Origin of the sequence: Mucilaginibacter sp. PAMB04274 (assembly GCF_039634385.2) — a bacterium.
Lineage (GTDB): Bacteria > Bacteroidota > Bacteroidia > Sphingobacteriales > Sphingobacteriaceae > Mucilaginibacter.
The window spans coordinates 2,903,805-2,929,532 of sequence record NZ_CP155081.2 but is presented as its reverse complement, the minus strand read 5'-3'; the positions used below and the strand labels follow the sequence as shown (position 1 = coordinate 2,929,532).

Here is a 25,728-nt window from a genome sequence, read left to right as displayed (position 1 = left end):
ATCAAATAACTGATTATGAAGTTCAAAAGAATTTTAATTATAGCGCTGTTATCCGTTCCCACACTGGTTAACGCACAAAAAATGACTCCGGCCAATGGCTTGGGCGAACGCGAATACTTTGTAAAAACTTTAACCCGCATTGCCGACCCTGTACTGGTTGCCCTGAGTAAGAATGAGCTTAAAAAGACGATGCCGGTTGAAGCGAAGGTAGCTAAAGACCGTGTGTACAGCACATATCTGGAAGCCTTTGGCCGTTTAATTGCCGGTATGGCTCCGTGGCTTGAGCTTGGCCCTGATGAAACGCCTGAGGGTACGCTGCGCAAAAAGTACATTGATCTTGCGGTGCAGTGCATCAGAAATTCGACAAACCCTCAGGCCCCCGACTTTATGAACTTTAACCAAGGCAGGCAGCCCTTGGTAGATGCCGCTTTTTTTTCTCAGGCGTTATTACGCGCACCAAAACAACTGTGGGGAAATTTGGATGAGATCACTAAAAAGAATGTAATCAACGCTTTAAGATCCAGCCGTGTAATTTCACCATCTTATTCAAACTGGTTAATGTTTAGTGCTACTATAGAGGCAGCTTTGCAGAAGTTTGATAACTCAGGCGATAAAATGCGTATTGATTATGCCTTAAGGCAACATTTGCTTTGGTACAAGGGAGATGGTGCTTATGGCGATGGGCCTAACTTTCACTGGGACTATTACAACAGCTTTGTAATACAGCCCATGCTCCTCGAAGTTACAAAAGAGCTGAAAGACGCCAATCTGGATACTAAAAAGTATTACGAATTAATGCTCGAGCGGTCTCGGCGATACGCTGAAGTTCAGGAGCGGCTAATATCTCCGGAAGGCACTTACCCGCCTATTGGAAGGTCACTGGCTTATCGCTTCGGTGCTTTTCAACTGCTTTCCAAAATAGCCCTCATGAAAGAATTGCCTGAACACGTAACGCCGCAACAAGTTAGGTCGGCCTTGTATGCAGTTGTTAAGCGGCAAATCGAAATGCCTGAAACTTTCGATAAGAATGGCTGGCTGCAAATAGGTCTCGCCGGGCATCAGCCCGAGGTAGGGGAGAATTACATATCCACCGGAAGTTTGTACTTATGCTCGGAGGCATTCTTAGTATTAGGTTTACCAGTAAATGATAGCTTTTGGCAATTGCCATACGCCGATTGGACAGCAAAAAAAGCATGGAAAGGTGAAAAGATTCAAATTGATCACGCCATTGTAGATAAAGAGAACTAACCAATAACCCTATATATTATGAAACTAAAAATATTAATTACTGCTGCTATTGCGGCTTATAGCTTTCACTTGCAGGCACAAACGGTTGCCTTAAAACCAAAAGCCGACCTTGTGAAGCTCATAGATAAAAATTTAAAAGATGCCAACGCCCAGTACAAAGTGTTGATGACAAACGTGCCAAAGGACAGCCTGCCCGAAACATTTCAAAACAATAGGTCTAAAAGCACTTCGGCCAAAAACTGGGTAAGCGGCTTTTACCCTGGTACTATGTTCTATTTGTACAAAGGCACCCAGGAGCCGGCTATGTATACTGCCGGATTGGAAAAGCTTCCAGTTATGGAGCCTATGAAAACTATCGATTCGCATGATATTGGCTTTATGATGTACTGCAGCTTTGGCAATGCTAACCAGATTAAGCCAAGCGCGGCATATAAAGACGTATTGCTCACCAGTGCTCAAAGTTTGTCTAAACGCTTTAATCCAAAAGTAGGATGCACCATGTCATGGAGTTCGAAACCTGGTGAGTTTAGAGTGATTATTGACAACATGATGAACCTGGAGTTATTGATGTGGGCAACCAAGGTAAGCGGCGATTCATCGTATGCTAAAATAGCAATAAGCCATGCTAACACGACTATGAAAAACCATTTTCGGCCCGATTACAGCTCGTATCACCTGGTTAATTACAACCCCGAAACAGGCGGTATCAACAAAAAGCAAACCGTACAAGGCTATGCAGATAGCTCAGCATGGGCGCGCGGCCAAGGCTGGGGATTGTATGGGTTTACTATGATGTATCGGGAAACTAAGGATAAGAAGTATTTAAACCAGGCAAAAAATATAGCAAACTTTATACTAAGCCATCGCAATCTTCCTGCCGATAAGGTGCCGTATTGGGATTTTAACGCTCCCGATATTCCTAACGCCTATCGCGACGCATCGGCCGGAGCCATTTATGCTTCAGCTTTAATTGAGCTGGCCGGATATGTTGACGCTGTTAACGCCAAAAAGTATATCAACGTGGCCGAAACGATTATCCGTACGCTTTCGAGCGATAAATTTAAAGCTGCACCGGGCGAAAACGGAGGGTTTATACTAAAGCATAGTGTTGGTCATTTGCCTAAAGGCGCCATGATTGATGTGCCTTTAACCTATGCCGATTATTATTTTGTAGAAGCCATGCTGAGATACAAAAACTTAGGTAAGAAATGATTAAAGTAATCTTAAATAAAAAAGCAGGACTGTGTTGTACATTCCTGCTTTTTTTGAATATAGCTTTGTCGCAACCGCTTCAGAAACGCTATATAAAAGCAGATATGAACCGCTTGGCAGGGAATACGAGCACGGTATTCAATGAGTGCATAGGTGCCGGCAGGGCAAATGAAGGCTTGCGCGCCGATTGGCAACAACAACTAGCCAGGGTGCAAAAAGACATTCAGTTTAAATATATCCGTTTTCACGGATTATTGCACGATGATATGCGCGTTTATGCTGAGGACAAAACAGGGAAGGTTATCTATAACTGGCAATACATTGACAAGCTGTTTGATTATTTGTTGAGCATAAACATAAGACCTTTTGTAGAGTTTGGCTTTATGCCTGCTGATCTGGCATCGGGCACAAAAACTATATTTTGGTGGAAAGCTAATGTAAGTAAACCTAAAGACTACGCCAAGTGGGATGCGCTTATTGCCAGTTTGGTTACACACTGGCAAGAACGCTATGGCGAGGCGGAAGTAAAGAAATGGTATTTCGAAGTTTGGAACGAGCCCGACTTACGGGGCTTTTTTGATGGAACGCAGGCAGACTATTTTGAGCTTTATACGCACACAGCTAAAGCAGTCAAAAGTATATCTCCAGTATATCGTGTGGGCGGCCCTGCTACATCTGCAACAAAATGGGTTGCCGAATTTTCAACCTTTTGTGATGCCAATCAACTTCCTGTTGATTTTATATCAACACACGACTATGGCACTACATCCGTATTGGATGAAATGGGCACTAAAAAGCAACAGCTTAAAAGTATGCGCGATACCATCGCCAGAGATGTGCAACGCATCCGGGACTTGATTCGGCAATCGGCTTATAAAAAGGCTGAGCTGCATTTTACGGAATGGAACACCTCGCCATCATCGCGCGATCCTATACACGATACTTATCAGAATGCTGCATACATTTTGCATGTACTCAAAAAAGCATCTGGCTACGCCAATTCTATGTCATACTGGACATTTACTGATATTTTTGAGGAAGCCGGTCCAGGTCAAACACCGTTTCACGGCGGCTTCGGATTAATAAATCTGCAGAATATTGCTAAGCCGTCTTATTATGCTTACAAGTTTATGAGCCAATTGGGGCCTTTCGAACTTCAAAATGATGATCAGAGTTCATACTTGTGCAAATCATCACAAGGGTTGCAAATTTTGCTTTGGGATTACACACATCCGGCAACAGGTTACAGTTTTAATCAGGATTACTTTAACAAAGAACAGCCTTCAGCAGTAAAGCAAAGCGTCACCATAAAGGTAAACAATGTTAAAAATGGAAAATATAAACTAGAAATCTATAAAGTAGGCTACCAACAAAACGACCCTTACACAAGCTACCTCGAAATGGGTAGGCCGGCGCAATTAAGCCGCAACGATGTGTTACAATTAAGCAAAAAGGCGGCAGGCTTACCGGTACAACAGGCTACTGTTAACATAACTAACGGTAGGTTCGATCATCAACTGAATGTAAGGCATAATGATATCATCTTTATAAAACTGCTTAAAACACAATAAATCTTATCAAATGCACAAAAACGGCTTTTTTTTATCGTGTAACATGTATATATGAACGATTAGTCATGTTGGAACAAGCGCTTTAAAGCCTACTATTGAAATATGTTTTTGACAAGCCAGTGCAACGCCCCTGAGAAGACTAAGCCAGCGCATGTCAAACAGTTCTGCAAACAAACCAATTAAACATATTAAACCTAACTAATTATGAACAAAAGCTTTACTCCAATTACTACATGTTTAGATGGGTAGCCCCCGCTACGCTAAGCTCCTCAAATTTTAGTTTTCATTGATTTCCTGCTCCAGCATTGATAGCTGTGAGTAACGGTATACCTATAAACTTACCATAACCTATTAAACCTATTTATGCGTAACTACTATTTATATAAAAAAATAGTGCGTTTGCTATTTTTACTGATTTTAACATCAGAGGCAGGTACTGTTTTTTCACAAAATAAAACTGATACGGCCTTTAGTAAGCGGGACAGTTCGTTAAGACAGGAGAAGATCACTTTGCTCAATAAAAGCCAGCAAAAATCGCAACTGCTCCAATCAACAGCTACTGTATACACCAACCAGTTGACCACAACGCCGGCACCTTCATTTTTGCAGGCCCTGCCGGGAAGACTTTCAGGGCTATACACCCGTCAGCGTAGCGGTGTGCAGGATAATGATGATCCCTCCTCAATAATCGACTTTAAGATAAGAGGGCAGAACCCACTCATATTAATAGATGGTGTTCCCCGAAACTTCTCATCAATCGAGCCCGAATCGATCGAGTCGATAACGGTGTTAAAAGACGCGTTATCAACTGTAATGTACGGGCAGAGATCATCAAATAATATCATCCTTGTAACTACCAAAAGACCGGTGCAAACCGCTTTTAAATTATCGGCAACTGCTCAGCATGGGGTTCAAAATCTAATTAACCTGCCCAAAACAGTTTCGGCCGCTGATTATGCCATATTATATAACGAGGCCCGTAACAATGATGGACTGGCACCAACATACACCGCCGCCGACGTACTGGCCTACAGGAACGGAACCGACCCCATAGGCCATCCCGATAATAATTATAAAGACTTGTTTTTAAATAAGAACGCATACCTGGACCGATACAACATTAACATACAGAACGGCAATAATATTGCTCGCTTTTATGTGGCGCTGGATTATCAAAACGAGGATGGATTTTTAAGAACATCAGACGTTAACTCATACAGTACTAATAATAACACTAACCGCTATATCGTTCGGTCTAACATCGGTATCGATCTGAGTAAAACCTTAAATGTTTCACTCAATGTTTTTGGACGTATACAAAATGCAACTCAGCCTGGTACGGCAAGCACCACATCTGCCATATATAGCGCCATAAGTGCAACACCAAATAATGCTTATCCAATTTTCAATCAAAACGCATCGTTGGGAGGGAGCACCCGTTACAATCAAAATTTATGGGGTCTTTTAAATAATTCGGGTTATACTAAAGGCACCACCCGAGATCTTTCAACAGATATCGAAGCCACTCAAAAGCTTGAAAAATGGCTGCCGGGTTTATGGATAAAAGGCAGTATATCTTACAACAATACTATCGATCAAACCGTCAACCGGTCAAAAACTTTTGCGGTTTACACCTTGCAAAACGGGGCTAACCAAACATATAATGAGGTAGGCACTAATGGCAGTCAACTTAATACGTTTTCTTTCAATTCGCGCCGAACATACACTTATGGCAAATTAAGCTTGGGATATGATAAGATTTTTAACAATCACAAAGTCCAGGCGCTTGTATTAGCCGACCAGCAATCAACCACGCTCGATCTTCAGTTGCCTGCTATTTATACCAACTTTGCCGGCAGTGCAACCTACAGCTTTAAGGATAAATATTTTGCTGAATCTGCCTTAAGTTACGGGGGTTTTAACCGTTTTAAACCGGGCAGTCGCTTCGGTTTATTCTACGCAATGGGCTTGGGCTGGGATATAGCAAAAGAGGATTTTTTAAAGAATGTTAAATGGGTAAATACGATAAAACCCAGGGTAAGTTACGGCCGTACAGGTAATTCAAACGTGGGCTATTACATTTACGACCAGTACTACGAATATGGCGGCACAACCGCTGTTTACTACTTTGGTCAAACTCCTACGAGTGCCCGCGGATACACCGAGTTAGCGCTGGCTAATCCGAATGCGACCTGGGAAAAAGCAAATAAGCTTAACATAGGTTTAGATGTGAGCTTATTTAACAACCATTTAAGCCTTACTTCGGAATATTTTAACGACACATACTTCGATTTAATGCAGGTGCGCGGAACCTCTACGCAAATTATAGGGCAAACCTATCCGGCAGAAAATGTTGGCAAAAATCGTTATACAGGTTTGGAGAACAGCGTTTCATGGAACGGTAAGAAGGGGGCGTTCGGGTATTTTGTGAGCGGTAATTTGTCTTTGTTGAAAAACCGGGTGATTTATCAGGATGAGGTAGCGCAAACTTATGCTTATCAAAGATCCACAGGGTTGCCGGTTGGGCAAACATTTGGTTACATAGCCGATGGTTTTTACCAATCGCAGGCCGAAATTAATGTTAGTCCGCGTGTTGACGGATTTACGCCTGTACCGGGCGACTTAAAGTACCGAGACTTAAACGATGATGGTGTTATTAATCAGTTTGACCAGACTGCAATTGGTACGCAAAAGCCTTTAATTTTTTACGGCTTAACCACCGGCTTTAACATTAAAGGTTTCGACTTGAGTGTATCTGTTCAGGGTGTGGCTAACAGAGATATTCTGCTGTCGGGTACCCAGGAGTATGAATTTCAAACAGGCGGCAACGGCCAGATATTTCAGCATCAGCTAAACCGTTGGACACCATCTAACGCTACAAATGCCACTTATCCGAGGCTTTCCCTTGCGGCGCAGGCAAATAATTTAAATCAACGTAATTCAACATTCTGGATTCACTCGTCAGCCTACCTGCGGTTGCAAAATGTTGATTTAGGCTATACGCTGCCAGTATCATTTGCCAGTAAAATGAAATTAAGCAGTATACGTGTTTTTGCCAATGGCTTTAACCTTTACTCGTTTGATTCGCTCGGTCATAATGATCCAGAAAACAACAACTCGGTTTTTCCACTTCGCAGAACCTTTAACGCCGGCCTGAATGTCAAATTCTAAAAACGTACGACTCATGACAAAGTATATAAACACGCTGTTTACACTAATTGGTACTGCTATACTGTTTACTGCATGCCAAAAGTTAGAAGACAGGCCGCTTGAACTGGTAACAGAAGAGTTTCTTTGGGATTCTAAAGACTCATTAGGCACTAACGCAGGTTACTTTCTAAACAGCATTTACGCTGATTTGCCAACTGGTTATAACCGTATTGGTGGCAATGTGCTTGATGCTGCCACAGATGATGCCGTGCCTACTGAGGATGGAACAACCATTGCTTCGTTTACAAACGGTGGTTACAGTGCAATCTCAAACGCAGATAATTCATGGCAGTCCAATTATGCCAGCATTCGTAAATGCAATTTATTTGTACAGAACTTTAACAAGGTTCACTTTAAAAAGGACCCGACAATTTTTATACAAGGCCAGTACTGGCGGGCAGAAAATCGCTTTTTGAGAGCCATATTTTATTATGAACTCGCAAAACGTTACGGCGGCGTTCCGCTGCTTGGCGATAAGGTGCTTTCACTGGATGATGACCTTAAATTGCCGCGAAATAGTTTTGATGAGTGCATCAATTACATAGCAAGTGAGTGCGATGCCATAAAGGACAGCTTGCGGGCCGACCCTGTACCAGCTTCTGATTACGGTCGCATAACTAAAGCCGTTGCGCTTACGCTAAAGGCAAAGGCTTTACTGCTTGCTGCAAGTCCGCTAAATAATCCGTCGAACGATATAGCTCGCTGGCGTAGAGCTAAAAATGCGGCTGCTGATGTGATTCGACTTGGACTATTTTCGCTCGAGCCCAATTTTTCGAACGTGTTTCTGACCAGGAAGAACAGTGAAGTTATACTTGCCTACCAGCGCAATGTAACTACCGATCTGGAGACCAATAATGCACCTATAGGTTATGTGAGTGGCAGTACCACAAGCCGGGGCCGCACCAGCCCAACTCAAGAACTGGTAGACGCTTTTACTACAATTAAAGGTTTGCCCATAACTGCTGATATTAAATCAGCTTCAAATTTAACCGGATATGATGCAGCAAATCCATATGCCAACCGCGATCCACGCCTGGACAAAACTGTATTCTACAACGGCTTGCCTTGGCTAAGCCGTGGTGTGGAAACCTTTGATGGGGGCAGAGACCGGCCCGGAGGTTCCGTAATCCAAACCAAAACCGGGTATTATATGCGCAAGTTTTTGGGTGAGCTGGCCTCAAGCACTGCTTACTCTAACCAAACGCACAATTTCCCAATTTTTAGATACGCAGATGTTCTTTTGATGTTTGCCGAAGCCAAAAACGAAGTGGATGGGCCTGGCGCAGCTTCCGATTCTGTTTACAACTTTGTTAGAGACATCAGGAGGCGGGCCGGCATACAAGCAGGTAGCGGCCAAAATACATACGGCCTTACAGCGGGTATGAGCGTAACGGACATGCGCAACACTATTCGCAACGAACGCCGTGTTGAAATGGCTTTTGAGGAGCAGCGGTTTTGGGATATACGCCGCTGGAAAATTGCTGAATCGATATACAACAAGCCTCTGCACGGCATACGCATAACAAAAGCTAGTAATGTGTTGAATTATAAGGTTGAACAGCTAAACACACCTTTCCAGTTTTTTGCACCCCGTATGTATCGCTACGCCATACCATACAGCGAAGTAGTAAAAAACACTAACCTAACTCAAAACGAAGGATATTAAATAATGATCTGGTAACAGATGATTAAATCATATTGATATGAAGAAAATACTACAAATATTTCTGCTTGTATTAGGCTTGTCTCCGTGCCTGTTATATGCACAAACAATCGTTCGCGGAACGGTGAAAGATAATTTGGGGCCTGTACCCAGCGTAACAGTATTGGAAAAAGATTCAAAAGGAAACGGTACCACTACCAATGAGCGTGGCCTTTTTCAAATCACTTTAAGAGGCAATTCCAAAATATTAATCTTTACTTCAATTGGCTACGTTACTCAGGAGCTAAATTTAGCCGGACGTACAAATGTTACTATAACGCTTAAGGACGACGCCAAAGGCCTGGAGGATGTAGTAGTTGTAGGCTACGGCACCAAAACCAAATTAACCAACACAGGCGCGGCCAGTAGCGTATCTGCCGCTGATATTCGCAATACACCCACCGCCAATATTCAGAACACGCTGGCCGGCCGTGCGCCTGGTTTTGTGTCTCAGCAACGGTCTGGGCAGCCAGGGCGCACCGGGGCCGAATTTTTTATCAGAGGTGTAAACTCGTTGTCCTCAGAATCGCAAAAGCCGCTGATTATGGTTGATGACGTAGAATACACTTATGACCAGGTAGCGCAATTAGATGCTAATGAAATTGAATCGTTCACTGTGTTAAAAGATGCATCAACCACAGCTGTGTTCGGTATAAAAGGTGCAAACGGCGTATTGGTAATTACAACCCGCCGGGGTAAAATAGGTAAAGCACGCGTAAACTTTAATACCGAATCAGGGCTGCAGCAGGCGGTAAACACTCCTAAATTCCTAAATGCTTACAGCGTGGCACTCTTAAGGAATGAGGCATTAAGAAACGACGGACTTGCAACCGAATTTACCGACGAAGACCTTGAACATTGGCGCGTTGGTGACGATCCTTACGGGCATCCCGATGTAGACTGGTACAACGCTGTTTTTAAGAATAGTGCTTACCAAATGCGTAATAACGTAGACGTTTCGGGCGGGAACGAGCGCGTGAAGTATTTCTTGTCTGCCGGGCAATTAACGCAAAACGGATTGCTGAGAGATTTCAGTAAGGGAACCGATGCGCCGCAAAATAATTATAAATATCAGCGGTACAATTTCCGGTCGAATTTAGATATGCAGGCCACTAAGGATCTGACGTTACGTTTAGACGTGAGCGGCCGTATCGGAACCATAACCGAACCCCACATTACTACGGCACCATTAAGCACCATATACAGCTTTCAACGCTTGCCGCCTTATGCCGAACCTTTACTGAACCCTAACGGCAGTTATCCATGGGCATTCCGATCAAGGCCGTCGTTTTATGAAACCAGTTTAATTGGTCGTTTGGCTTTGCAGGGCTACGATAAAACCTACCGCAATGAATTTAACATATTAGTGAATGCCAGCCATAAGCTCGATTTTTTAACCAAGGGTTTGTCGGTAACCGGGCGTATAGCATATGCTGGCGACGTTTCTTACGACCGGAGCCTTTATCGCAGCAATATACCGGCGTCTTATTACAATCCGGTTAACAACACTTACACCATACATAGTAACGGCCTATACCGTTTAGAACCATTAACGCTGGCTAGTACGGCTAACAACAGCATATCCAACAAAACTATTAATACCCTTGCCCGGCTAGACTACAACAGGTCCTTTGGAGACCATCGCGTTAGCGGGTTGGTGCTTTATAATTTAAATTCAGCCACGGCAGCATCTTACAATAGTGCCACAGGTATTACAGCTGTGCAAGAATATGCTCCTGTTTCATCACAAGGCTTAACCTTTAGAGCCGATTACAACTATAAACAACGTTACCTGATCGACTTTAGCGGTGCATATAACGGTACAAGCGAGTTTGTTGGCGATAAGTCGATGGGCTTTTTTCCGGCCGTTTCGGTTGGGTGGAATATTTCAGAAGAGCCTTTCATCAAAAAGCACATTAAATTCTTAGACCTTCTGAAAATCAGGGGATCTGTAGGGTTGGTAGGATCTGACATTACCCGTGACCGTACTTACAAAACCGAGCAGATATATGTAACCGGCACTGGATATAATTTTGGCGAAACATCAAACACAGCCATAGGTATAGAGGAAGGCACGTTGGGTAACCTAAACATTACCTGGGAAAAAGCCCGCCAAACGGACATCGGTTTTGATGCACAGTTTTTGCGAAGCAAGCTCTCTATAACTGCCGATTATTTCTTTGAACGCAGGTACGATCAGTTGTACCAGAGAGAAAATGTATTGCAAGTTATAGGTGTAAAACTCCCTTACACCAATTCTGCTGTGACCGAAAAAAGAGGGTATGACGGACAGATCAGGTATAGTGATAAAGCCGGCAAGTTTGATTATTCCACCTCATTTACATTCTCATTCTCAAAAAACAAGATTATCGATCAGGGCGAAGCACCTCCAAGGTACGCATACCTGGCTAAAACCGGTTTGCCCATAGGGCAGGGGTTTGGTTATAATGCGTTGGGCTTCTTCCAAACTCAGGATGAAATTAATAATTACGCACACCTTGCTGATACCCAGCCCGGCGATTTGAAATATGAAGACATGAACAACGACGGCGTGATAGACCAGCAAGATTACAGGGCTATAGGTAAACCTAATCTTCCGCAAACTGTGCTGGGTGCAACGTTTGGCTTAGGCTATGGCGGCTTTAGCGTAAATGTACTCTTTCAGGGAAGTTTTGACTATAGCTACCGTATTGCAACAGCCGGTGTTATACCGTTTCAGGGAAATTTGCAGGAATCGGCTTTAGGAAGGTGGACGCCTGCAACAGCAACAACTGCTACGTACCCCAGGCTAAGCAGTAATTTGGCTGGCCCGAGCAGTCCATCCAACCTTTCGTCGTTCTGGCTGGTGAATGCTAAATACGTTCGGCTAAAGTCGGTTGATTTGGGATACACTATTCCAAAAAGATGGCTAACAAAGTTACGCGTGAGCACAGCACGGCTTTACCTGAGCGGATATGATCTCATTACATGGGCAAATTTCGACTTGTACTCTCAGGATCCGGAGGTAGCCAGTAACGGCAGCGCCGGAACTTATCCTGTACAAAAAGTATTTAACCTCGGACTGCAGATTGGCTTTTAACCCCTCAAAACTTATGGAAATGAAAAATAAGTACACGATTTTGCTTACACTATTTGCCGTGTTAGCTATAGCCTCTTGTAAAAAGGGCGGTGTGTTAGATCAGGTTAAAACAACCGATCTGAACGAAGAAAAAACGTTTTCTGACAGTACGCGTACCATACAATTCCTTACACGGATTTATAGTGATATCGGTTTTAGCGCAGACCCTAGGAGGTTTGGCAGTAGTGTTGGAGTATACAGTATAACAGATGAGGTTGAAGGCTCTTTACTGGCAGCCACTGCTTATAACGTTATCTTTCAAACCGGTGCAGTAAGTGCTATTAACATACCTACCGATGCTTGGGTAACCAGCTACGCCAATATAAGACGGGTGAATGTGTTTTTAAAACACCTGCCCGAAACACCACTATCGCCAGGTTTGCGTAACAAGCTGGCCGGTGAGGCACGCTTTCTGCGTGCCTGGTATTATTTCATCATGCTTAAACATTATGGCGGTGTTCCGTTGATAGGGGATGCCGTTTATGAAGCAACAGATGATGTACCAGGCAAACGAGCAACTTTTGAAGCTTGCGTAAATTATATCGAATCGGAGTGCAACGCTGCAGCAAGCCAGTTGCCGCTTACGCAAAATGGCTTAGACTACGGACGTATTACCCGTGGTGCTTGTTTGGCGCTTAAATCGAGGCTATTATTATATGCGGCAAGTCCTTTATTTAATGCCCGCCCAGAGATGGACGGTGTATTGGGTTACACAACGTTTGATGGCCAGCGTTGGAATAAAGCCGCACAGGCCGCTTTAGATGTAATTAACTTAAACCAGTATCAGCTTTTAGAATTATCTACACCGGCACCTGGTTACGGCTTTCAAAAGGTGTTTACGCTCCGTAAAAACACAGAATACATTTTAGCTGCTATGGCCGGAAACAACCGCACGCTTGAGGCCATTTGGGATCCGCCTTCAAGAGCGGGCAGCGGCAGTGCTTACCCTTACCAGGAATTAGTTGATGCATTCGGAACCAAAAATGGTAAACCTATTGCAACCGATCCAACTTACAATCCGGCTGACCCTTATGCCAACCGCGATCCACGATTAAATTACACCATACTGTTTAATCAGGGCCTGAGATTGGGTACAAACAAAGCCATATCACCGGTAAATACCTATGTAAATGCAGCACAGGATGGCTTTCCACTTACTAAAACCGGCTATTTTTTACGGAAATTTTTGGATGAAAACACTATTGCAAGTGCCACATCGTCTACCACTGAGCGTTGCTTTCCGCTAATACGTTACGCCGAAATACTGCTTAATTATGCCGAAGCCGCTAACGAAAGCGGTGATATCAATACGGCCTATACGCAACTTGTGGCCATTCGTCGCCGAGCCGGTATTAATGCAGGTGCCGACGGTATGTATGGATTAACTGCCGGAATGAGTAAAGAAGATATGCGTGTGCTCATCCAAAATGAAAGAAGGGTTGAGCTGGCCATTGAAGAACACCGCTACTGGGACGTAAGGCGTTGGAAAATTGCAGAAAATATCTCGAACAAAACCCTGCACGGCATGAGGATAACAAAGGTTGGCAATGGATATACTTATGAGCGGATTGACATACGTACGCCGGTATTTGTTGCGCCGAAATGGTACTTATGGCCCATACCGCAATCAGAAGTTAACAAATCAGTTGATCTAACTCAAAACCCTGGTTGGTAACAAAGGGCCAATCATAAAAATATTAAAAACCATGAGTTTAAAAAACTTTAAGTTGATGAAGCTTGAGTATGCTACTGTTTACATGACAGCATTAATCTGCATACTCTTTTCGGGCTGCCAAAAAAACAAGTTCGATGTACCCGTAAATACGGCCACTATTAGATTTAGTGAGAGCGCCTATACGATTGAGCGCAACGCTTTGGAGCCGTTAACCGTGAGATTACCGTTGTCATTACCTTTAGAAGAGGATGCAACGGCAGTTATTACCGTAGACAATTCCAGCACTGCTGACGCTTCTGAATATGTTGTAACGCCCTCTCTTGCTGCCACTGGTATAGAAATGAAGTTAGCAAAGGGTGCTACAGAGGCAACCTTTCAGGTGGCATCCGCCGACAATTTTGAAGGCGACCGGACATTAGTGTTCAAAATAACCTCTGCAAAGGGTGGTGTCATAGTTTCAAATACGAATGCTTCTGCTGTAATTAATATTAAGGGCAAGCCTATTATACTGCCGTCTATTGGTACATCGGTTACAGACCTGCCAAGTTTTGGTAATGTAATTACCACAACAGCCTCTGCTTCGTCTATGTACACGGTTTCTGGCGTCAAGCTAAGTGCTGATGTTACAATTACAGCGTCTGCTAACTTCCAGGTGTCCTTAAACAATATAACATTCACCAATACTGTTTCCATTCCGTTTGCAACAGCCAACGCCAGCCCTGTGCCGGTATACGCCAGGTTTGTACCTAATACAGGCAGCAACCAAGGTATATCAGGTACAATAACGCATTCATCAGGCACGCTGCCAGACGTGGTAGTTAACGTAATTGGCGTTGAATATGGCAATGCGGCGGCAGGTGTGCTGATTATGAAAGATGATTTTGAATATGGTTCAACCGCCGGTAATCTTAAGGATTTAAGCAATGGTAACTGGACCTTATTCTCGGGCGGGGTTAATCCGGCCAGGTATATTACCGCTGGCTTAACCTTTCCGGGTTACGTTGGCTCTGGAAAGGGCGGTGCTGTAATATCTGAAAATGGTGCCGGCTCAAGAGAAGATTACAGCCGTAGCTTTACGGCTCAAAGCGACGGCGTACTGTATACAAGCCAACTGGTTAATTTTGCATCTTCCCCGGCTGCAGGAGATTTTTATACTTCATGGCGTGATCCTGCTGCGGCTTATTTCAACCGTATTTATGTAAAGGATAACGGCGGCAAGCTAAACTTGGGTATAGCAAAATCATCAGCTACCACTTCTTATTCAACCGCAGCTTATGAATATGGCCAAACCTACCTGTTGGTTACTAAATATGACTTTGCTTCAGGCATATCGTCACTGTACATCTTGTCGTCTGCACCACCTTTAATCGAACCTGCGGTTGCTGATGCCACTACAAATGTTGGTGCTGGCCCAGCATCGCTGATCAACATCATCATCAGACAAAATACCGGCGTTTTAACCACAACAATGGATGGTATACGTGTAGCCACATCGTGGAAGCAAGCCGTAGGCCTTTAATATTAATGTATCTGACACAGATAATTTAAACGATCACATTCATCTAAACCGATAAAAAGTATGAGTACAATACTCAATATACGAGCCGGCAGGTGTTTAACAGCCTTGTTTGGAATATGCTTGCTTACCTGCTTCATGATAATAAGCTCGTGTAAAAAAAAGGAGCAGGACGAGCTCAAAATACCATCACGTGCAAGCTTTAGCAGTACCGCGTTTATAATTGAGAAAGATAATGCAGATCCGTTTCCTGTAACAGTTAAACTTGCACGTCCTCTTGATAAAGCAAGCTCCCTGGTTATAAAGGTTGAGGCAAGCGGTACAGCAGCTAATACAACTTACAATACCAGTCCTTCTGCTAAAGAGGGACTCATAACTTTAGATTTACCACAAGGCGCTACAACAGCATCGTTTACTGTGCAGTCCGCACATAATTTTGATGATAGCAAGACAATAGTATTCAGAATTATGTCGGCCACTGGTAGTGCTGTGCTAAACGATCTCAACTTAAGTACCACCTTAACTATGAGAGGCAATAACTGGGTTACGCCTGAAATGACTACTTCGGTTGCTACACTTGGCAACTTTGGTTCTGTTAAAGTGAATACGCTATCTGATGCAAAGTCTTATACACTTTCTGGTAAAAATTTAAGTGGAGTTGTTTCCATTACAGCACCCGCCGGCTTTAAAATATCTACCGATAACATTACTTATAGTTCCTTTTTAACGGCCGACGTGAACAACAAATCGGTGACTGTTTATGTGAAGTTCAACCCGGCAACGGGCCAAAATCAAAGTATTACAGGTGCCATTGTGCACAGTTTAGCCGGCATGAATGATGTTAGCATTAACGTAAGCGGTACTGAAGACGGTAACATCCCTTACGTGCCCGAAGTGCCTTTGCTGAATGAAAACTTCAATTACGGTGGGTCATCCGACTTTATAGCCCGTTTAACTGGAGATTGGATAGCTTATTCTGCACCGGCAGCAATCCCAGTTATTTATGTGCCTCAAGGCCTTTCGTACACAGGTTATGGCAGTTCTAATATTGGTGGCGCGGTAACCATTCAACACGGAGATTTTTCGAGAGAAGACATTGCCCGAACATTTGCGCCTAAAAACAGCGGCAACTTATATACTGCGTTGTTAGTCAACGTTACTGAGGCCGGTGCTGGTGATTTCTTTTTTGCGCTTAGAGATGCAGCCGGTGGCTTTTTTAATCGTTTTTATGCTAAGGATGATGGCACAGGGAAACTGGTGTTTGGCGTGGGCAAGAACACCACGGTTCAGTACGGCACCGGAAGTTATAAATATAACAACACTTATTTGGTAGTCATTAAATATGATTTCGCCGCCAAAACTACTGCTATGTATGTGGTAGACGGTGCTGTAACAGATGTAGAGCCTGCCTCTCCAACTATACTTTCTGCAACCGGCACTGCACCAACCAGCTTAAACGATGTGGTTATCAGGCAATCGGATGGTGTTTTAAGTGCCACTGTTGACGGTATCAGAGTAGCCACTACCTGGAAAGGCGCATTAGGACTATAACCATTAATTAATCACAATGAAGACATTACATAATACTTTAGTTCGCGTACTCGTCATAAGTATAATTATATCAGGTATTTATGCCTGTAAGGATAAAGAGATGTTTGATGCGAGCGATAAAAGAGAATACATAAGTGCTGCTAACAGCGTAAATGCCTACTCTGGGTACAAAAGGCTGCAGCTAAAGTTCAACGTTTCCAACACGGCCGCCGTTAGAGCTAAAATCTACTGGAACAACCGTAGCAATTTCATAGAAATACCAATTCATGTTGCTTCGGCTAACGATACTGTAAGTACGATCATCGGTCCGCTTGAAGAAGGTACTTACAGTTTTGAAGTAATTACTTACGACAATAAGGCCAACACTTCAGTGCCTATAAAAATTACAGCAACTGCGTTAGGACCAAATTATGCGCATACCCTGGCCAACCGGCCAATAAAGGATATATTTTATGAAAACGGCAATGCAACCATTTATTGGGGTAGCGCAGGCGCCGAACTTTTTAACGAGGTGATTTATACTGACAATAATAACGTGCAACGGCGTGTAAAGGCTGCTCAGGGAAAGGACACCAGCAAGTTATTGAATGTGAAACCTGGTGAATTGGCTACTGCATTACAATACCGCACCGCTTACATACCGGCAACGGCTATTGATACTTTTTATGCTGACACAAGGTCTGAAGCGATTGTAACGGGCAGTCTGAAGGATTTAGCTAAAGCTAAGAATGTCTTATTCGGTAGTTTAATTAGCTATGGTAATGGTATTACGCACGGTGTGGTTAATGATGGCTCGCCAAACGGCATATACAAGCAAATTTGCGACAATGAATTCAATTTTGGTCAGGCCTCATGGGGAGGCACTCGCTGGAAACGGGATGGAGGATCGGATTTTAACGATGTTAATGCAGTAATAAATTGGAGTAAGGCGCATTACAATAAGGTTTTTGCACAACTAATAGTTGGTCCTAACGGCTACATGCCCGATTGGTTTAAAAATGGAACTTTTACACCCGCTGAAATGGATGGCCTTCTGAAAGGATTAGTAAAGGAGTTTATGGAAACCAATGATAACAAATCAAAAGTGGATGTATGGGGGGTGGCCAATGAAGTATTTAGTAATGATGGTACCTACGTAAATATGAAATGGAACGACATGGGCTGGGAAGATGATGCATCGGGCTTAACCGGTACAGATAAGATTAACCTAAAGCATCCGGTTTTTATTGGTAAAGCTTTTATGTACAGCAGGCAAATGACCCAAGCTTTGCTCGAACTGCGTGATCATGATTTTGAATACAATACTTCTGCATCAGCCTATTATACCAAGCACAAAGCGTATTACCAATTACTGAGACATCTAAAGGCCAAAGGCTATCCGGTAGATGTTGTGGGCATACAAGCGCATTACAACTTAGGCAGTGGAATTAGCGGTGGTTATGAGCTGTTTAAGAAAACTATCGAGAAGTTTAAAGCTACCAATGTACAAGTACATTTAACGGAGCTGGATATCATAGCTCCTAAAATTAATAATGCCTTACAGCCCTGGACCCTTGCCCTTGCCGACCAACAAAAGACTGATTACTACAATGCTGTTAAAGCCGCAGTTGAAGCCGGCGTTAGCTTGATTTCACTTTGGGGTGTAAGAGATAACAACGATCCAGGATGGCGTTTTGGGCAGTATCCGCTTTTATACGACGAGAGCTATAACCGGAAACCGGCATATTATGGTGTGCAGAAAGCATTATTTGATGCTAAAAAATACAGTGCTAATTAGAAACAACCTTGTTATGAAGAAATTGAATAACCTCCTTATTATTTTTTTGATGGTTGGGATAATTTCGGCCTGCTCCAAACGGCCGGGAATTATGCCGCCAACACCTGTAGAAACCAGCAGTAATGCTCCCGCAAGTAATTTGAATACAGCTATAACGGTTGATTGTAGCCAAACCCAGGGCGATGTAATGCGATTGGAACAGGCTAATGTGCACTCAACTACATCGGCGCTGCCGGGCGAGAAAGCACGCATTTGGCTGCAAGCGTTAAATCATAAAACTATACGTACCTGGTTGGCTTTGAGAACTATAAACAAAGAAGGGTATAATTACAAATACGATGGAAACGTTGGCGCCGAAACTTCGTTGGCTTATTATTCAACCTGTGCCGACTCACTACTTATTGCCTTAACGGCTTATACGCCGTCTGCAACTTTTCCGCTGCCAGGTAATGGCAAGGGGACCGCATTTCAAAACTTTATTAAGCAAACGGTAATCTATTACAAGAACAAATTTCCTAAAATAAAATACATACAGGCAGGTAACGAGCCAGATTATAACGGCGAGAGCGCGGCCGACTATTATGAAGTGTACAAAGATTATTACAAAGCTATTAACGCTGCCAACATTGAGTTAGGCTTAACGGGTGCCAACCGTATTATGCTTAGTAACGGCGCATTTACCAGTACAACTACTTTTAGTGAGTTGGTGTCATATACTAACCAATTTTTAACGTTATATGCGGCTGATGCTGACGCCAGTAAAAGGTTAGATTTTTTTAGCATGAATTGCTACACAGAACAAAGTAATCCTAAGCTTTTTGAAACTGCAAAGCCACAAATTATTGCAGCTATGGCCTCCAAAGGAATAAATGCCAGACAGGTGTTTGTAACCGAGTATGGCCTGGCCGGAGGCAACTTTATTCCAACCGTATGGAACCAGGCCCAAATCATGACAGCATGGGCTCCCGCACAAATAGCGAAAGCATTTTATTTATACGAGGGAGGAGCTGACCGTGTATTTAACTGGTGTATCAATCATGCCGATATTTTGCACAAAAGCGAACTGGCCGATTTGACCAATGCCTATCCCAATCCCTATGGTTATGCAATGGTGTTTGGCCGGGAAGTTACAGCGAGAGGCACGAGGGTGAAAGCAACCGCGAGTAAACTTAATGCCCAGGGCTTGGGTATTAACGCGTTGGCCGCAATGGGCAACAACAAGGGCATTGCTGTTTTGGTATGGAATTACAACTATACCTCGTTTGTTGGCGACCAAGAGGTTAATGTGCAAATAAACAACATACCACAAAGTGCTTTTAATGATAAGGTAAATGCAAAAGTTTATATGATCGATTCTAAGAATAATAACATTTACAGCAATCCTACGCAAACTTCGCTTAAATCCTCTTCAGACCAGGCGTATAACTATGCGGCAACTCTTAATATTCCTTTGAAGCTGGAGGGCAACTCAGTAGCATTGGTTCTGCTAAATCCATAAGCTAATACTTGACTTTCTACCTACCTAATCACAATCAAAAAAGGCTTATTCATTTGAATAAGCCTTTTTTGATTTATTAGTAAGTAGCCTTTATACGATCAGACGCCTCTAAATATTCAGTCCAAAGCTTAGCGCCTTCAATATTATGCCCTAGATTGGGTTTAGGGTTTATAGGAGTTTGCGTGCCGTTGCAACTTATAAATTCTCGTATTTGTGTATAAGAACGGTGTATGTTAAACGGAGCTGCGGGCGTTTTAATCCAGGTTGGTATATACCATTTGTCGAATGGTGGTCGTTCAGCTCTCAAAATCTCCACTTCTAATTTTTCTAGCGGTACCGCAGCTTCTGCAATGATATTCCAGGCCTTATTTTCATCTGGCTCATGCAAAGCATTCAATAACATCAAAGCAGCTTGTGTAGGCCGTTGGTCTACCCTTAAGCCAAATTCAACATGCTCAAAAAAGAATTGCTTTTCTTCACGATTTAAGGTTGGTAACAATGTGTTGATCGTGTTAATAACCGACTCATATTGTGCGTTTCTGCGCCTAAGCTCATTCACTTTTACCTGATCGGGCTGGTTGTAAGTTTGATGCGTAAAACGTTTATGCAGTAATTCTAAAACAGACTCGAATTGTACAGCTCCAAAGTAGGTCTTGTCTGAACCGTTTATTAACGCGTAGTACTGGTCATAACAGTGCATAATACTTTGGCTATCGGTAGTGCTTGCAAAGTACTCATCAATCCACCACTTTAAATAAGCTTTATGAGGCTCGGGCTTATTGAGCACTGCGGCAGCGTTCCAGCAAATGTCAGCTATCATACGGCCTTCCATAACATGCTCACGCAATTCAGATACATTTACCAGCATAAATTCTGTGGCGCCGGCATCAACAATTCGTTTAAACTGTTCTGCGACACGTTCCGGCGTAACAACATGAGTGCCTTGCTTTGTGGGCGGGCCGCCGTAGTAAGCCAAATGGTAATAAACTCCGTGTTTCCACTTGTCGGTACCAGATGGTAAATCTCTCATTACCCCGTCGTTGTTGTCTGGCCAAACCAAAATTACATCGTCGGGCACGTTAAAATCTTCAGGGTGTTTTTTATATTTTTCGAGCATCTCGGTGTAAAGCGTAAAATGAAAGGCAGGAGGGTCATTTGCCGGAGCCAATTCTCTTACAATTTTAACCTGAGCATCAATCGCTTCTCTAAATACCTCAGCTTGCTCTTTTTCGGTCGTATCTTTCGGAAACTCATAGGCATGGTCGTCCGTGCCGCGCAAGCCTACCGGCCAAATGGCATTAACACCTTTATTTTCTTCAACCCCGCCGCGCCAGTACCTTATCATGTTATCCTTGCTTTTAAACCAGTCCCAGTCGGTATTAACGCCTCGTCTTTCGGCCAGTTTAAAGCGCTCTATACCAAACGGATTTGAAAGCAATATGTCGTAATGATGCGAGGTGAAATACAAGCCCCAGTCGCTGGCGCACTTTTGTACTTCATAGCGGCGGTGCACTCGCACATAAGGTGCCACCATATTCATTCGTAAACGCAAGGCCGTTTCAAAAAAGTTTTGATACCACTTTAAAGGCACATCGCCTATACGTAGGGGAAACCCATACCGATCAAACGGCCGTGGCAGCACATCCTCGTCATCATGAAAAAAGCCGCGGTATTTCACAGTTGGCGGCGCTTCGTAATGATTTGTGCTTTTTAATGTAAGGTTGGTGTTTTTTAAAGCCTGATAACCTGTCCATAAATAAAGCGGATCAATACCTAAGCGCTCGCTTAAATGGTATGCGGCATACGCTGTTCCTCTAAAATCAGCTCCAATAAGCCAAACTTCATTGTTATGGGTAACTATTTGGTAAGCTTCTTTTTTGCCTTTAAGCTTACTCGAACTGATCTGAGACGGTAAGCTGCCGCTCCCAAATGTTGATAAGATAACGTTAACTTTACTTTCGTCTTTTTGTGACAAAATAGGTGGTTTGTAGCCGCTTATTTTTGCAATATCATCTGTTAAAAATTGGGCTGCCTGCCTTACGGCGGTATGCTCTTTATTATTTACAACTATCACACAGTTGCTTAGCTTAACGTCGCCAGCCGCACTTTGCCCAACCCTGACCCACGAGCCCCTTGTTTTTGTGCTATTGTTTCCTTGTTCCTTATTCCCTGTATAGAATGGTATTTGTTTAGCCTTTGGAGCTCCTAAAACATCTGGCAAACCAACCGAAAGCAAACCTAACGTGGCCGAACAATTTTTTATGAAGTTTTTACGTGAAATCTTATTCATTTTGTAAGATTTAGTTTCGTGCTGTTATTAACAAAATAATACCGAATACATACAAGCCCAGCATAATGTAGAGCTGAATATTGGTTTTACGCTCGGCGTTTTTAAATTCTTTCCAGATAAATATGCCCCATATTGCGGCAATTACCGTTGCGCCTTGCCCGAGTCCGTAAGAAACAGCCGGACTAGCCTTGCCGGCTGCCAGTATATTAAGTGCCATCCCGATATTCCAAATCACACCGCCAATAATGCCCATAGCATGATCTTTAGCGGAGCCTTTAAACCAGGCGTTCCATTTTATTGGTGTGCCTGCAAAAGGGCGGTACATAATAAAGCTGTTAAAAATGAAGTTGCTGGTAAAAATTCCGATTGCAAAAAAAACGAGTGCTGTATAAGGAGTTAGTTTGCCAGTTTCCGGGTTTACCGCGTTAGTGGCCATTGATACAGCTACATACTTATAAAAGAAACCTAACAAAACGCCGGCGATAATGGCAATGATTAGTCCTTTTATGGAAAAATTTGCTGTGTTTTTATGAAGCTGCTTATAGGCGTTGGCATTGAGCAGTATAGCTGCGGCAATTAGCATTACACCTGTAAATAATATATAGGGATTGCCTTCGGGCCTTGCAAGGTAATTAACAATTACCCCCAGTATAAGCGCAATACCAATACCCGTTGGAAAAGCCACTGACATGCCTGCAATGGCAATTGCGGCTACCAGCATAATATTAGCTAAGTTAAAAAGTACACCGCCCGTAAAAGCTGAGATAAGATTTTTCTGATCGGCCTGACGTAAATCGTCTAAGAAATGCCGCCCCATATCGCCATTGCTGCCGGCCGTGAATGCTAATAAAACTGAGAATAGCATAATCCCTATAACATAGTCCCAATAAAAGAGCTCAAAACGCCAGGAAGTGGAATTGAGCTTTTGCATGTTGGCCCATGAACCCCAACAGACCATAGTAATAAAGCAAAAAATGATGGCGATTGGGTAACTTTCAACAATAAACATAATAGTGATAAGGTTTAGTTCAATTAATTTCTTTTGCCCAAGGGGCTGAAGCTTGTGCGCCAATACGTGTTACCGAAATAGCTGCTGCTTTGCATGCATATTCAACAGCATTGATGAAGTTTGATTGCAAGGAAAGACAATGGGCAAGGGCGCCGTTAAAAACATCTCCGGCAGCAGTGGTATCAACAGCGTTTACACTTGGTGCTGGTATGAGTAAGTCGTGCTCATCAGTACTAAGCCAAGCTCCTTTACTGCCCAACGTAATGACTACATTATGCACGCCCCGTTTCATTAATTCATGTGCACATTGTTTTGCAGTGGCCTCATTTGTAACTTCCATGCCCGTAATAAGCTGCGCTTCAGTTTCGTTTGGCGTAATCATGAAAAGATCTTTTAAGAGCTCATCGGGCAGTGAGGTGGCCGGGGCTGGGTTAAGAATAACCCTTCGACCTAATGCTTTGGCAGTTTGTACAGCATGTACAACTGTATTCAACGGAACTTCAAGTTGCATTAGTAATATGTCGTTTATGCTAAGCAGGTATGGCAAATTGCCGATATCATTGGGCTTTAAATAGTCATTCGCACCTGGAGCAACTACTATCATATTTTCGCCCGAACTGTTAACGGTTATCAATGCCGTTCCGGAAGCGTTTTGTGGGTCGATAATTACGTGCGATGTATTAATAGCTTCCTCATTGAAATTCTTTAAAGCTGTTTCACCAAAAACATCGTTACCTAATTTGGCAATTAAAGTTACTTCGGCCCCTAAACGCGCCGCTGCCACCGCTTGGTTAGCACCTTTGCCACCAGCATTAAGTAGAAATGTTCCACCAATTATCGTTTCGCCAGGTTTAGGGAACCGGCTGGTTAGGATGGTCATATCGGTATTTGAACTGCCGATAACTAAAATTTTGCCCATAATTGTATTGCGGTTTAGTTTATTGGAAATTCATACGCGCCTAATCCCGGCTTTTTTGCAGACACCGGATAACCATCCAAATCATGTTGGTAACCTAATCTTGCGCCTTGTCCTTTTGCCGGACTGCTAGGCGTAAGCCTGAAGTTGCGGTTTGTAATGTCTATAAATTTCGGGTCGGCAATTAAATCACTGTTATCAGGCTTAATACCTACCGGATTTTTATTACCCGGCGAATAATACAGATTATTACTACGCGGATGCTGACCAATGGAAACGCGTACATGCCCGGTGACTTTTTTTACCGGGCCGAAAACACCCAAATCTGGCGAGATGTAGAAGATGTTGTTTCGTACATTATAAAACGTAAGCTCCGGATTAAACGTCCAAAATATATACCGGTCTACGTTTGGCTCACGTGTACGTACAACGGTATTGTTAAATACATTAACCTTATAGCCACCACCGCCAATAAACTGGTTTTTGTCATCGCTCAGATTATAGGCAACTGTAACGCTATCTACATTGCGAGCAGCAATTTCTAGAAAGCCATGGTTATTAACAGAAATGTTATGATGAATATTTATGTTGCTGGCTTTAAAATCATCATCAACGCCATCAAGTTCTACCACTCCGCCGTCAGACCCGTAAGGCCCTCCATAAGCGCCATAATTTTCTATACGGTTGTGTGAAATTTCGTTGTGGCCTGACACGACCATAATGGCGATAGGTCCCCATGAGTAAGCCATCATCTCGCTGGCATCGTGCATGTAGTTACGAGTTATTAGATTATGCGTGCCCTTTACCTTTACGGCAACCGGAGTATGAAAAAATTCACAATTTTTAACGGTGTTATAGCGTGTATTTAAAGCAAGGTAAACAGCGCCCATTTTCTGCACATTCTTGTTGTTTTTGTCAGACCCGGGAGGGTTGGTGTTGTCATGAAAGTACAAGCCATCTATAACGATGTAACTGGCCTCTATCCGAAAGATGTTTCCGTTTAAAGTTTCCCAAGTTGGATTAGTAAATGAAGGCGGCGGACCAGCGCCATATTTTTCGAAGTATGGTGTTAGCTCTGTACGTGGTGTTTTAAGTATTATGTCGGCACCGACACTGTAGGACGAAAAAACAATAGGTTTAGCGGCAGTTCCCGAACTGGTAAAAATAAACCCACCGGTATAGGTCGAACCCTTGGCAAATAAAATGCTGTCGCCAGGTAAGAAATGATCTTTCTGCAGATTAGTGAGACCTTTCCAAGCCTGGTCTTTTGTTGTGCCGCTGTTTGTATCATCACCTGCTTTACTATTTACATAATAATTAGTTGCATGAACATAGGCGCACAAATGAATGAACGAGCAAGTTAAAAGCGCAAATTTTAAGAATCGCATGTTTTACAATTGGTAAGGTAAATGTAGCCTAACACATACGTTTATGA

General features: G+C 43.1%; 15 protein-coding genes. 11 read left to right on the top strand and 4 right to left on the bottom strand.

Annotation, left to right across the window (positions count from 1 at the left end; genetic code table 11):
- Window positions 1–15 precede the first annotated feature (15 nt).
- The 11 genes from ABDD95_RS12250 (at window position 16) to ABDD95_RS12200 (ending at window position 20,078) form a co-directional block, all read left to right on the top strand.
- Window positions 16–1,248 carry a DUF2264 domain-containing protein gene (locus tag ABDD95_RS12250; protein WP_345947616.1) on the top strand — a complete coding sequence of 411 codons (1,233 nt, stop codon included), beginning with the start codon at window positions 16–18 and terminating at the stop codon, window positions 1,246–1,248.
- A gap of 18 nt (window positions 1,249–1,266) precedes the next feature.
- Window positions 1,267–2,460 carry a glycoside hydrolase family 88 protein gene (locus ABDD95_RS12245; protein WP_345947615.1) on the top strand — a complete coding sequence of 398 codons (1,194 nt, stop codon included), beginning with the start codon at window positions 1,267–1,269 and terminating at the stop codon, window positions 2,458–2,460.
- Window positions 2,461–2,564: 104 nt separating this feature from the next.
- Window positions 2,565–4,031 carry a glycoside hydrolase gene (locus tag ABDD95_RS12240; RefSeq protein WP_345947614.1) on the top strand — a complete coding sequence of 489 codons (1,467 nt, stop codon included), beginning with the start codon at window positions 2,565–2,567 and terminating at the stop codon, window positions 4,029–4,031.
- A 363-nt stretch (window positions 4,032–4,394) separates the two neighbouring features.
- Window positions 4,395–7,202: a SusC/RagA family TonB-linked outer membrane protein gene (locus ABDD95_RS12235; RefSeq protein ID WP_345947613.1), complete on the top strand. Its 2,808-nt coding sequence runs from the start codon at window positions 4,395–4,397 to the stop codon at window positions 7,200–7,202.
- A gap of 13 nt (window positions 7,203–7,215) precedes the next feature.
- The gene (locus ABDD95_RS12230) at window positions 7,216–8,907 is read left to right on the top strand and encodes a RagB/SusD family nutrient uptake outer membrane protein (protein ID WP_345947612.1); all 1,692 of its coding nucleotides are present in this window, start codon (window positions 7,216–7,218) and stop codon (window positions 8,905–8,907) included.
- Between the two features lie 37 nt (window positions 8,908–8,944).
- Window positions 8,945–12,022, top strand: coding sequence for a TonB-dependent receptor (locus tag ABDD95_RS12225; protein WP_345947611.1), 3,078 nt, complete (start codon window positions 8,945–8,947; stop codon window positions 12,020–12,022).
- A 19-nt stretch (window positions 12,023–12,041) separates the two neighbouring features.
- The gene (locus ABDD95_RS12220; RefSeq protein ID WP_345947610.1) at window positions 12,042–13,736 is read left to right on the top strand and encodes a RagB/SusD family nutrient uptake outer membrane protein; all 1,695 of its coding nucleotides are present in this window, start codon (window positions 12,042–12,044) and stop codon (window positions 13,734–13,736) included.
- Between the two features lie 31 nt (window positions 13,737–13,767).
- Complete coding sequence (locus tag ABDD95_RS12215) at window positions 13,768–15,255, top strand: hypothetical protein (protein ID WP_345947609.1); 1,488 nt, start codon at window positions 13,768–13,770, stop codon at window positions 15,253–15,255.
- A 60-nt stretch (window positions 15,256–15,315) separates the two neighbouring features.
- Window positions 15,316–16,803 carry a hypothetical protein gene (locus tag ABDD95_RS12210; RefSeq protein WP_352432903.1) on the top strand — a complete coding sequence of 496 codons (1,488 nt, stop codon included), beginning with the start codon at window positions 15,316–15,318 and terminating at the stop codon, window positions 16,801–16,803.
- A gap of 16 nt (window positions 16,804–16,819) precedes the next feature.
- Window positions 16,820–18,580 carry a DUF4998 domain-containing protein gene (locus ABDD95_RS12205; RefSeq protein ID WP_345947607.1) on the top strand — a complete coding sequence of 587 codons (1,761 nt, stop codon included), beginning with the start codon at window positions 16,820–16,822 and terminating at the stop codon, window positions 18,578–18,580.
- A 13-nt stretch (window positions 18,581–18,593) separates the two neighbouring features.
- Window positions 18,594–20,078 (top strand): hypothetical protein, encoded by a 1,485-nt coding sequence (locus ABDD95_RS12200; RefSeq protein ID WP_345947606.1) that lies wholly within the window; start codon window positions 18,594–18,596, stop codon window positions 20,076–20,078.
- Window positions 20,079–20,154: 76 nt separating this feature from the next.
- Here the strand turns inward: ABDD95_RS12200 and ABDD95_RS12195 are convergent, their stop codons facing one another.
- From ABDD95_RS12195 to ABDD95_RS12180, 4 genes are read right to left on the bottom strand one after another with little or no spacing between them, the layout of a single operon-like run.
- Window positions 20,155–22,368 (bottom strand): glycosyl hydrolase 115 family protein, encoded by a 2,214-nt coding sequence (locus ABDD95_RS12195; RefSeq protein ID WP_345947605.1) that lies wholly within the window; start codon window positions 22,366–22,368, stop codon window positions 20,155–20,157.
- Between the two features lie 10 nt (window positions 22,369–22,378).
- Window positions 22,379–23,377 carry a GRP family sugar transporter gene (locus ABDD95_RS12190; RefSeq protein WP_345947604.1) on the bottom strand — a complete coding sequence of 333 codons (999 nt, stop codon included), beginning with the start codon at window positions 23,375–23,377 and terminating at the stop codon, window positions 22,379–22,381.
- 19 nt (window positions 23,378–23,396) lie between these two features.
- The gene (rbsK, locus tag ABDD95_RS12185) at window positions 23,397–24,296 is read right to left on the bottom strand and encodes a ribokinase (protein WP_345947603.1); all 900 of its coding nucleotides are present in this window, start codon (window positions 24,294–24,296) and stop codon (window positions 23,397–23,399) included.
- A 14-nt stretch (window positions 24,297–24,310) separates the two neighbouring features.
- Complete coding sequence (locus ABDD95_RS12180) at window positions 24,311–25,681, bottom strand: hypothetical protein (protein WP_345947602.1); 1,371 nt, start codon at window positions 25,679–25,681, stop codon at window positions 24,311–24,313.
- Window positions 25,682–25,728 lie beyond the last annotated feature (47 nt).

Coding starts and splice junctions, on each gene's coding strand:
- ABDD95_RS12230 (WP_345947612.1), top strand. CDS start 7,216: ATGACAAAGTATATAAACACGCTGTTTACACTAATTGGTACTGCTATA.
- ABDD95_RS12200 (WP_345947606.1), top strand. CDS start 18,594: ATGAAGAAATTGAATAACCTCCTTATTATTTTTTTGATGGTTGGGATA.
- ABDD95_RS12235 (WP_345947613.1), top strand. CDS start 4,395: ATGCGTAACTACTATTTATATAAAAAAATAGTGCGTTTGCTATTTTTA.
- ABDD95_RS12180 (WP_345947602.1), bottom strand. CDS start 25,681: ATGCGATTCTTAAAATTTGCGCTTTTAACTTGCTCGTTCATTCATTTG.
- ABDD95_RS12225 (WP_345947611.1), top strand. CDS start 8,945: ATGAAGAAAATACTACAAATATTTCTGCTTGTATTAGGCTTGTCTCCG.
- ABDD95_RS12240 (WP_345947614.1), top strand. CDS start 2,565: ATGAACCGCTTGGCAGGGAATACGAGCACGGTATTCAATGAGTGCATA.
- ABDD95_RS12250 (WP_345947616.1), top strand. CDS start 16: ATGAAGTTCAAAAGAATTTTAATTATAGCGCTGTTATCCGTTCCCACA.
- ABDD95_RS12215 (WP_345947609.1), top strand. CDS start 13,768: ATGAGTTTAAAAAACTTTAAGTTGATGAAGCTTGAGTATGCTACTGTT.
- ABDD95_RS12205 (WP_345947607.1), top strand. CDS start 16,820: ATGAAGACATTACATAATACTTTAGTTCGCGTACTCGTCATAAGTATA.
- ABDD95_RS12190 (WP_345947604.1), bottom strand. CDS start 23,377: ATGTTTATTGTTGAAAGTTACCCAATCGCCATCATTTTTTGCTTTATT.
- ABDD95_RS12245 (WP_345947615.1), top strand. CDS start 1,267: ATGAAACTAAAAATATTAATTACTGCTGCTATTGCGGCTTATAGCTTT.
- ABDD95_RS12195 (WP_345947605.1), bottom strand. CDS start 22,368: ATGAATAAGATTTCACGTAAAAACTTCATAAAAAATTGTTCGGCCACG.
- rbsK (WP_345947603.1), bottom strand. CDS start 24,296: ATGGGCAAAATTTTAGTTATCGGCAGTTCAAATACCGATATGACCATC.
- ABDD95_RS12220 (WP_345947610.1), top strand. CDS start 12,042: ATGAAAAATAAGTACACGATTTTGCTTACACTATTTGCCGTGTTAGCT.
- ABDD95_RS12210 (WP_352432903.1), top strand. CDS start 15,316: ATGAGTACAATACTCAATATACGAGCCGGCAGGTGTTTAACAGCCTTG.